8 protein-coding genes and 1 pseudogene are annotated in these 10,134 nt (G+C 61.9%); 7 read left to right on the top strand and 2 right to left on the bottom strand.

Annotated features, from left to right (window positions below; all coding sequences use genetic code 11):
• From VFF99_RS08490 to VFF99_RS08465, 6 genes and pseudogenes are all read left to right on the top strand, one after another.
• A pseudogene (locus VFF99_RS08490) lies at positions 1–535 on the top strand (succinate--CoA ligase subunit alpha); the annotation flags it as partial.
• 83 nt (positions 536–618) lie between these two features.
• Positions 619–1,347, top strand: coding sequence for a TerC family protein (locus VFF99_RS08485; RefSeq protein WP_325016858.1), 729 nt, complete (start codon positions 619–621; stop codon positions 1,345–1,347).
• Between the two features lie 46 nt (positions 1,348–1,393).
• Complete coding sequence (locus VFF99_RS08480) at positions 1,394–2,203, top strand: Stp1/IreP family PP2C-type Ser/Thr phosphatase (RefSeq protein ID WP_325016856.1); 810 nt, start codon at positions 1,394–1,396, stop codon at positions 2,201–2,203.
• 24 nt (positions 2,204–2,227) lie between these two features.
• Complete coding sequence (locus VFF99_RS08475; protein WP_325016854.1) at positions 2,228–2,809, top strand: FHA domain-containing protein; 582 nt, start codon at positions 2,228–2,230, stop codon at positions 2,807–2,809.
• Positions 2,810–3,019: 210 nt separating this feature from the next.
• Complete coding sequence (locus VFF99_RS08470; RefSeq protein WP_325016852.1) at positions 3,020–3,448, top strand: pilin; 429 nt, start codon at positions 3,020–3,022, stop codon at positions 3,446–3,448.
• 176 nt (positions 3,449–3,624) lie between these two features.
• Complete coding sequence (locus VFF99_RS08465; RefSeq protein ID WP_325016850.1) at positions 3,625–7,389, top strand: fused MFS/spermidine synthase; 3,765 nt, start codon at positions 3,625–3,627, stop codon at positions 7,387–7,389.
• Positions 7,390–7,416: 27 nt separating this feature from the next.
• Here VFF99_RS08465 and moaC read toward each other — a convergent pair whose 3' ends face one another.
• Complete coding sequence (gene moaC, locus VFF99_RS08460; RefSeq protein ID WP_325016862.1) at positions 7,417–7,923, bottom strand: cyclic pyranopterin monophosphate synthase MoaC; 507 nt, start codon at positions 7,921–7,923, stop codon at positions 7,417–7,419.
• 124 nt (positions 7,924–8,047) lie between these two features.
• Here moaC and VFF99_RS08455 point away from each other — a divergent pair, with 124 nt between their 5' ends.
• Complete coding sequence (locus VFF99_RS08455) at positions 8,048–9,511, top strand: M48 family metalloprotease (RefSeq protein ID WP_325016860.1); 1,464 nt, start codon at positions 8,048–8,050, stop codon at positions 9,509–9,511.
• 12 nt (positions 9,512–9,523) lie between these two features.
• On the opposite strand, the gene VFF99_RS08450 is transcribed toward VFF99_RS08455, so the two are convergent.
• A partial coding sequence (locus VFF99_RS08450; protein WP_325016848.1) for a DUF2946 family protein occupies positions 9,524–10,134 on the bottom strand: 611 nt, incomplete at its 5' end.

The raw sequence follows: 10,134 nt of genomic DNA, 5'->3' as shown, positions 1-10,134 counted from the left end.
GAAGGCCGGCAGCAAGACCCTGCTGCTCGGACCGAACTGCCCGGGCCTGATCACGCCGGACGAAATCAAGATCGGCATCATGCCGGGCCACATCCACAAGAAGGGCCGCATCGGCGTCGTGTCGCGTTCCGGCACGCTGACGTATGAAGCCGTGGCGCAGCTGACCGCGCTCGGCCTCGGCCAGTCTTCCGCAGTCGGTATCGGCGGCGACCCGATCAACGGTCTCAAGCACATCGACGTGATGAAGGCCTTCAACGACGATCCCGACACCGATGCAGTGATCATGATCGGCGAGATCGGCGGTCCGGACGAGGCGAACGCCGCCTACTGGATCAAGGACAACATGAAGAAGCCGGTGGTCGGCTTCATCGCCGGCGTCACCGCTCCTCCGGGCAAGCGCATGGGCCACGCAGGCGCGCTGATCTCCGGCGGCGCAGACACCGCTCAAGCCAAGCTGGAAATCATGGAATCCTGCGGCATCAAGGTCACCAAGAACCCGTCCGAGATGGCTCGCCTGCTGAAGGCGATGCTGTAAGCAGTGTTCTAAGAGCAATACAGGCGTAAGATACGGGGAGCTTCGGCTCCCCGTTTCATTTTCCGCCACTCGTCGCTGCGACCATGGACCTCCTGCTGAGCATCAACTGGTTCGCCGTCGGCCAGATCATCCTGATCGACATCCTGCTGGGCGGGGACAACGCCATCGTCATCGCACCTGCGTGCCGCAACCTGCCGCCCAAGCTGCGCCGGCGCGGCATCCTGCTTGGCACCTTCGGCGCCATTGCCATCCGCGTGACCCTCATCGCCTTCGCCGTGACCCTGCTGCAAGTGCCCTACCTGAAACTGATCGGCGGGGCACTGCTGTTCTGGATCGGCATCAAGCTCCTGACCGAGGAAGAAGACGGACACACCGAGATCCAGGCCAGCGACCGACTGGCCTCCGCGGTCAAGACCATCATCGTTGCCGATCTCGTGATGAGCGTGGACAACGTGATCGCCGTCGCCGGCGCGGCGGAACACGCCGGCGGCGAACACCGGATGCTGCTCGTGGTGTTCGGCATCCTTGTCAGTATTCCGATCATCATCTGGGGCAGCACGCTCGTCCTGCGTCTGATGGAACGTTTTCCATTCATTGTCACCCTCGGCGCGGCGCTGCTGGGCTATATTGCAGGGGGGATGGCGGTGACGGATGTGGCGGTGGCGGAAAAAATCGCCGGGTTCGTGCAGCTTCTCGATGTCCGGGTTCCCGGCACGAATATGGGTTTCAATGCGCTTGCACTGCTGACCGCGATCATCGTCGTGGTTATCGGCAAGGCGATCATGCGCTCCCGGCGCGGCCGGCGGCCGTGAGTCCCCGAAGCGTTTCGTACTTGCTCATACACGTATAATTGCCCTCATGGGAAACAGGATCGGGCTGGAACTTGCGGGATTGACGGATCCCGGACTGATGCGCGCGCAAAATGAAGACGCGATCGCACTCGGTACGCCTGATCGCTTCATCATCCTGGCCGACGGCATGGGCGGCTACAATGCCGGCGAAGTCGCAAGCAGTATCGCAACCAAGGTCGTCTATGGCGCGCTTGATCAGTCCCCGGACCTGGCCCAGACGGTCCCGCCCGGCAGCACCGCGGTCCGGGCGCTCCTGGTCCGCGCATTCCAGCAAGCCAATTCGGCCATACTCGAGGCTGCCAGAGCGGAGCCCGCTTATCACGGAATGGGAACAACACTGGTCGCCGCGGTATTTCACGGCGACGAGGTCACCGTAGCCCATGTCGGCGATTCGCGTGCCTACCGGCTACGGGAGGGCGAACTGCGCCAGATCACGCGCGACCATTCCCTGCTGCAGGAGCAGATCGACGCAGGCTTGATCACACCCGAGCTCGCACGCTTTTCCAGCAGCAAGAACCTGGTGACCCGGGCCGTGGGCGTTGCCGGGGACCTGGATGTCGAAGTGCATGGCCACCGTGTCCAGGCCGGCGATATCTACCTTCTCTGTTCCGACGGGCTCACGGACATGCTGTCTGACACCGAGGTGCTGGAGGTCATGTTGCGAGAAGGTTCGCTCGATGACATGTGCCGGTCGCTTGTCCAGAGGGCCAACAGCAACGGCGGACTGGACAATATTTCGGTGGTTCTGGCAAAGGTCACTGCAACGGGAACGGAGACGCCGCGCTTGCTCGACCGTATACGGAATTGGGTTGGCTAAGGCGGTGAGCGCAGCGAGAGTGGAATGGCGAAGTTAATCCTGTTTGCCGACGAGAAGCGTATTCGTGAAATCCCCCTGTCCAAGGAACGGGTAACAATCGGACGCCGCCCGCATAACGACATCGTGATCGAACATCCCGCCATCAGCGGGGAGCACGCGGTAATCGTGACGCACCTCGAAGACTCGTTTCTCGAGGACCTCAATAGTACGAATGGCACGCAGGTCAACGGTCAACCGATCAAGCGCCACTACCTGCAGGACAACGACCTGATCGAACTTGCGCAGTATAGGATCCAGTACCTTTCCGGTTCGGAGGGCGAGGCCACGGCACAGAATCAGGATTTAGGACGCGTGCTCGTCCTCAACGGCGTGAAGGCCGGCCATGAGACCATTCTTGTCAAGGCGATAACAACCATCGGGATGGCCGGGCAACAGGTTGCGGCCATCTTGAGAATGGACGGCGGTTATAGCATCGCCACCGTCGATGAATCTGCACTTGTTGTCATCAACGGTCAGCCTGTCGGCACCCAGCCGCAGCCTTTGCTGGATGGCGACATCATCGAGCTTCAGGGAACCCGGCTTCGCTTCCTGGCACCCGGTGCCTGATATTTTTATAAATACGACAATCCACAGGCACCGAAGGGACAAAATCCGATCGTGCCAACACAAAAACTGACGCATTTTGTCAGTTCACCGACAATTCTTGTCGCTTTCCATTCCGTAAAGCCTCGCCGGAGCGCATGTTTCTCGATGGCACATTAATTGCTGTTTGGAAATCATGGCAGGAGGCTGCCTAATTTCCAAAGGAGAAGCAAAATGAAATCGACGAAGATTGTCCAGCGCGCACAAGCCGGTTTTACCCTGATCGAACTGATGATCGTTGTTGCGATCATCGGTATTCTGGCCGCAGTTGCCATTCCGGCATATCAAGACTACACGGTTCGCGCCAAGGTCTCCGAGATGATGCTCGCCGCATCCCAAGGTAAGACCCAGGTTGCTGAATTCTTCCAGGTGAACGGTGCGCTGCCGGCAGCAGGCTCGCTGACCGTTGCCACCCAGTCCACCGCGATCGTTGCAAGCGTTGCCCAGTCCGGCGGTGTGATTACCGTTACCGGCCAGGCAGCTGTTACCGGCGTTTCCGGCGGCACCATCACGCTGACCCCGACCGACGCTGGCAACGGTGTTCTGAGCTGGGAGTGCAGCGGTACCGTCAACGCCAAGTATCGTCCGTCCGGCTGCAAGTAATTGCTGCTTGATCGATTCTGCGGACATTAGTGTTCGCACCGTAAAAAGCCTCAGGATTGAGGCTTTTTACATTTTGGAGAGTGCCGGATGCTGTCGGCATGACACTTTTCGGTAGAAATCCACAGGCGGCATGACAGGCCGGTCTGTATTCTTTTCGGCGACTTCAGGGCACCAGCATGATTTCTTCGTCATTGCGCGATATCCACCGGGCGGCAACACTTTTTGCCATCTGCCTTGCCCTGCTGATTTTCGGAGCGGTCCTCGGCCTGAACAGCTGGCCGGGTGCAAGCCTTTTCCCGCTCTTCCTGCAGCCGTCGATCCAAACCGTTTTCATCATCTTCGGCGGTTACTCCCTTCTTGTGTCGACCCTGTTCTGGGCGGGGTGTCCGAGTCTTCGCGAGCAGCGATCTGTCTTCGTTGCATGGCCGGTCGTCACCTTGCTGATGTGGATGGCCCTGCGAGATACCGGCAGCTTCGGCTGGGTGCAAGGGCCTGGGGTGGACTTCGATGCCATTACGCTCCTTTCGAACGGCATGGGTCTACCCGCACTGGTCGCATCCGTATGGAGAGCAATCAAACCGCGTCAAGACACCAATCAGCAGCTCGAAGCAAGTTTTCGCTGGCTGTTGATCATGCTTTTGCTGTTCATCCTGGTCCCGCGTGCCGCGCTTGACGTCACCGTATCGCTCCATCCCCACACCTACGACTTGTATGCATTGAAGTTCGACGCAGCGGCGGGCTGGCACGTCACGCCTTCGCTGATCGACGCCGTGCACGCCGTGCCCGGCATGGATGCGATCCTGCGGATGGCGTATGGGCTGACGCCGCTCGGATTCTTCGCACTCGCCTTGATGCAGTTGCGGGGAAAGCCGGCGCATGTGCCGCACGCATTGTTGTTGTGGGTCGGTTTGACCATGTGCGCTCTATGCGCCTACCACGTCTTTCCGATCACCGGCCCGAAATATGTCTTCGGCGAGAGCCAGTTCCTGGCCAAGCTGCGCCTGCCCGACGCATTGCCGCTTGACCTGACTGCGGGCCTCGGCCCCAATCCCCGCAATGGCATGCCTTCGATGCACTTCGGCTGGGTGTTTGGCGCACTGGTAGTCTGGCTTCTGTCGCCCACCAAGCTGTGGTCGCGGCTGGTGCTGTTCGCCATGACCGCATGCGTTGCCGCGGCGACCTTGTATATGGGTGAACACTATGTTGTCGATCTGATTGTCGCTGTCCCGTTCGTCCTTGGCGCCATCGCGCTGACAACTACAGGCGTTCCCTTTTCCGTCCGTGAGCGTTGGCAAACCGTTCTCCTCGGCTTCGGCACGTGGCTGGCATGGGTCCTCCTGATGCGCACACAGATAAACTTCTTCATCGCCAACGCCTGGGCCTGCTGGGTGATGCTCGCCATGACCGCCGCGGTCGCACTAGTCCAGGTGCGGGCGATCCTGAGGTTCCGCATCATTGCTGCCGGCGTGGGGGAGAGTTCGCAGAAGGTCGCGGCCGGAACCGGCACGCAATCGATGCGCAGCCTGGGCTTCATGTTCTTTGCCTCGGGCGCGGCGGCGCTGGTCTACCAGGTGCTCTTTGCAAAGGAACTTGCGCTCGTCTTCGGCAGTACGGCAACGGCAACCTTTACCGTGCTTGCCACCTTCCTCGGCGGCATGGCAATCGGTTCGCTGGCCGGCGGCATCCTTGCCGCACGGGTCTCGCGGCCTATCGTGGCGTACGCATTGGTCGAACTGGCGATCGGCGCCTTTTGCATTGCAACGCCGGCGCTGTTCGATGCAATCCAGTCCACGTATGTCTTCCTGGCAGCCGACCTGCCACCGGGCGCACCTATCCTGCTCGTGCTGCGCGTGGCGCTTGGAGCAGGCGTCTTGCTGATTCCCACGGTGCTCATGGGCGTAACGCTGCCGCTGCTGGCGCAGGCGCTCAATGCCGGCGGCGAAAAACTCGGAGGCTCGGTCGCGTGGCTGTACGCGTGCAACACCGCGGGAGCCGCAGTTGGCGCCCTGCTGACGAGCTATGCGGTCATTCCGGCACTCGGCGTCCGGTCGACGACCCTGGTCGCGGCCGCGATGAACTTCATGGTGGCCCTCGCAGCCTTCGAGCTCGCAAAGTCGCTCTTCGCACGTTACGGCGATGCAGGGGCTGCCGCTGCTCCGGCCGGAAACACCGCGGCAGGCCGCACCGACAAGCGTGTGCTTGCGGCAGCATGGTGCGCGCTCGGAATCGGCGGCGTCCTCTCCCTCGGGCTCGAAGTCGTCTATGTGCACCTGCTCTCGATTGTCGCCGGCAACAGCGTCTATGCCTTCGGACTGATGCTTGCCACCTTCCTTGTCGGCCTGTCGATCGGCGGTGAGGCCGGGCGGAGGATCATCGGTTCCCAGCGCGAGCATGTGGCCGCCGCGCTTGCGGTCGCGCAACTGCTGCTGGCTGCAACCGTGGCCGCTGGCGCCTGGGGCTGGGACCTGATTCCGGCCTACTTCGCCAGCTTCGCCGGTTACCCGCTGGTGACGACCTTCGGTGCGCGCGAAGCGGTGCGCGGCATGGTGTGCGCCCTTGTCATGGTTCCGCCGACCATCTTCATTGGCGCGAGTTACACGCTTGCCATGGAACTCGCAACAAGAGCGACCGAGGGCAAGGGGATCCGCATGGTCGGCGTCAGCGCGGCCATCAACACGCTCGGAAATATCGCCGGCGTGCTGATTTTCGGCTTTGTTCTCCTGCCTTGGATAGGCGGTCTCCATTCCGGCAAGGTTGTCGCGCTGGTCTCGCTGGGCATTGCCGCCGTAGTGACTGCCTGTGTCACCCTGCGCAAGACGCAATTGCAGATCGGCGCTGCCATCGCCGGCGTCGCCGGGCTCGTGCTGGTGAGCCCGAAAAGCCTCGACTACGACATGCTGAGCACCGGAGCCAATGTCTACTTTGCCGCGCAGCGCTGGGGCGAAGTGGTGGACCACAGCGAAAGCATTGACGGCGGACTGACGCTCGTCACGCGCCGCCCGGGCGAGGACGGCGTGGTCACCACGCTGCTCACGAACGGCAAGTTCCAGGGGAATGATGCGAAGAAGGGCGAAGTGCAGGCACAGATCGGTTTCGCTGCCTTGCCCTTGCTGCATCAATCGCGGCGCGAAAATGCAATGGTGATCGGTTACGGTACCGGCGCAACAACCCGCGTTTTCCACGATGCCGGTTTCAAGCACATCGACCTCGCCGAACTGAGCCGCGACATCGTCAACATGGCAGACAGTCATTTCGCTTCGATCAATGGCAAGGTATCGGTCCAGGATGGGGTCCAGACGCACATCACGGACGGCCGCAACCTGCTGCTGCTGACAAAGCGGCAGTACGACATCGTCAGCATTGAAATCACGTCAATCTGGTTTGCCGGTGCGGCTTCCCTGTATAACCGCGATTTCTATCAACTGGTGAGAACCAAGCTGCGTCCGGACGGCGTGTTGCAGCAGTGGATCCAACTCCATCATCTGTCGCCGACCGACCTGCTGACGATCATTGGCACACTGCGTTCGGAATTCCAGTATGTGTCGCTGTATGTCGTCGGTGGACAGGGCATCCTGATTGCGACGAATGACCAGAGCCGCGCCGCTCCGCTTGCGGCCACGATCCGGGAGCTCGATACCGCGGCTGGCCTGGCAGCGGTGCGCGAACTGGCCGGGCGAAAGTTTTCCGACATCGCCGGCGACCTGTTGCTGACGCCCGACCGCACCGACGTGCTGCTCGACAAGATCGGCCTGAGCAGGGAACTGTGGATTTCGACCGACAATAACCTCAGGCTCGAGTACAGCACGCCGAAGGCAAATGCCGCCTATGTCGATCAGTCATTCGAGCGCAACCTGCAGCTGCTCAAGACCGCACGAAACTGGGAAGACGGGAAAATCGGAATGAGCGAGGGCGAAGCAGATCGCGGGCGGGCGGCAAACTAAGGCGCTGCCGCCCGTTCATGCCGGATATCAGGAGACTTGCGCCACCCAGTCTCCTGACTTGCCGCCATGCTTTTCCAGCACGCGGATGTTCGACATGACCATTCCGCGGTCTACGGCTTTGCACATGTCGTAAATCGTCAGCAGCCCGATTTGTACGGCAGTGAGGGCCTCCATTTCAACCCCCGTCTTTCCGAAGGTTTCCACGGTCGCCGTGCAGTGAATGGTGGAATCGTCCGCCTTGCATTCGAATTCGACCGCCACCCTCGTCAGGGCAAGCGGATGACAGAGCGGAATCAGATCGCTTGTCCGCTTGGCGCCCATGATCGCGGCGATCCGCGCAATGCCGAGCACGTCGCCCTTTTTCGCCGTGCCCTGAAGCACGATCGCAAAGGTTTCCGGCTTCATCCGGATCGAGCCGCTCGCCACGGCGACCCGGTGTGTTTCGTTCTTGGCGCCCACATCGACCATATGCGCCTGGCCGGCATCGTCAAAATGGGTGAGGCCTTCGTGGCTGGATTCTTTCCTGGTATTCATTGTCAAAAAGCTGGTTGCCTGAACGATTGGTAGGTCGGGGTATCATAGCACCGTGAAAACGAAAAACTTCTTCTTCCGCTTGCGGACGTTTCGTCACCTCGCAGGAGCGCTCGCGCTCGCATGCATGCCCGCCGTGACAATCCTGCCGGGCGCGGCGAATGCTCAAACCCTCCCCAACTTGGGCGACACCGAGCGCGGCGAACTTTCGCCCCAGGTCGAGCGCAAGCTTGGCGAGCAGATCATGCGCGACATCCGCCGCGACCGCGACTATCTCGATGACGCGCCGGTGACCGAGTACCTGAACAATTTCGGCAACGGCCTCGTCGCAGTCCGGCCGGAGGCGCGCGGAGAGGCGGGCTACGACTATTTCTTCTTCGCCGTACGCGACCCGATGCTGAATGCATTCGCGCTGCCCGGCGGTTTCATCGGCGTGCATTCCGCCCTCGTGCTCGCGGCGCAGAACGAGTCCGAGCTGGCATCGGTGCTGGCGCACGAAATCGGGCACGTGGCGCAGAGGCATATCGCGCGCATGATCGGACAGCAGCGCCAGGATTCACTGATCCCGCTTGCCGCGGCTGTCCTGGCCGCGCTGGCGGCGCGCGGCAGCCCGGATACCTCGGCGGCCTTGCTCATGGGCGGGCAGGGCGTGGCCATCCAGCGGCAGCTGAATTTCAGCCGCGATGCGGAGCGCGAGGCGGATCGCATCGGCCTGCAGATCCTGCGCGAGGCGGGCTACGACACCTCCGGCATGATCGCCTTTTTCAGCCGCATGCAGACCGCCACCCGCGGCTATAACGATACCGCGCCGGCTTACCTGCGCTCGCACCCGCTAACCACCGAACGCATCGCCGACATCCAGGCACGCACGCGCGACCAGCGTTACCGCCAGCGTACGGACAGTCTCGATTTCCACCTCGTCCGCGCCCGCCTGCGCGTGCTGCAGGACACGTCGGCGCAAGGTTTGCGCGAGGCGGTCACTGCCTTTGAAACGCAATTCCAGCAGAAGACGCGGCCGCAGATCGTGTCGGCGCTGTACGGCAAGGCGTTCGTCGCCTACCGGCAGGGTGCGTATGCGCGTGCGCAATCCCTGCTGCAGGAGGCGACGGCCGCTGCGCAGGGACCGTCTTCCCCGGTGCAGAGTGCGCTGCTGTCGAGCCTTTCGATCGACGTCAAGCTTGGCGCGGGACAGGCGGCGGAGGCGTTGAAGGAAGCCGATGCGGCACGCCAGAAATTCCCGCTCTCGCGCGGGCTAGCGCGCCAGTATGCGGATGCACTGATTGCATTGGGGCGGTACGACGAGGCGGTGAACTATCTGCGCGACCAGGCGCAGCTCTACCGGCAGGAGCCCGAGCTGCATGAACAGCTGGCGAAGGCTTACGCCGCGCAAGGCAAGCAGGCGCTCCAGCATCTTGCGCTGGCGGAGGCTTATGCCCTGCTGGGGAGTGTGCCGACGGCGATCGAACAGTTGGGCATCGCGCGCCGCGCGCCCGATGCGTCGTTCTATGACCAGGCCGTGATCGATGCCCGCGAACGGGAACTCAAGGCGCGCTGGATGGAAGAAATGAAGGAAGGGCAGCGCGAACGCTGAGCCGCTCGGTCCTTACGCCGAATCCGGCAACGGGCGCGGCGTGAAGCGGAACTTATCAGCGATCTCGTCAAACCGCACCCGTGTCACCGGCAATTCGCGTCCCGCGCAGTCAAGCGTCACGCGCCCATCATCGGCCTCATCGGCTTCGTCATCGAGCCATGCCAGCAAGCGGTCGTCATCAACGGGTTTGCCGTCAATGTGCAGGCGCGCGAGGCACTGCGCCATGTCCCGATCGTCGATTTGCGCGATCCTTCCACCGCTTTGCAGCAGGAGCAAGCCGCTGTCCGTGATCCAGACGGCATCGATGGCATCGATCGGTTCCCCGGTGTGGAAAATGAAGCCATGCACGGGCTCGGTGCGCGCGATGAAAGGCGTGGCCTGGAGGTTGACGTAGACGCGCTGCGGACCGTTCTGGAAGTACCAGCGTCCCTGCGCATCGCAGAGGTAGTTGCGGTTGATGAATCCGACCAGCGCCGGATTAGTGATGCGGTCGCCGGCGAGGTTCAGTTTTTGCGCGCGGTCGTCGCGCATGCGCCAGTTGCCGCGCGCATCCAGCGCGAGCCAGCCGTAACAGTGGGGCACGTTCGGCCACTTCGCCATTGCCTGTTTGACGATCTCGTCCA

This window comes from Noviherbaspirillum sp. (genome assembly GCF_035654295.1).
GTDB lineage: Bacteria > Pseudomonadota > Gammaproteobacteria > Burkholderiales > Burkholderiaceae_D > Noviherbaspirillum.
This window is presented reverse-complemented; position numbering and strand designations above follow the sequence as displayed.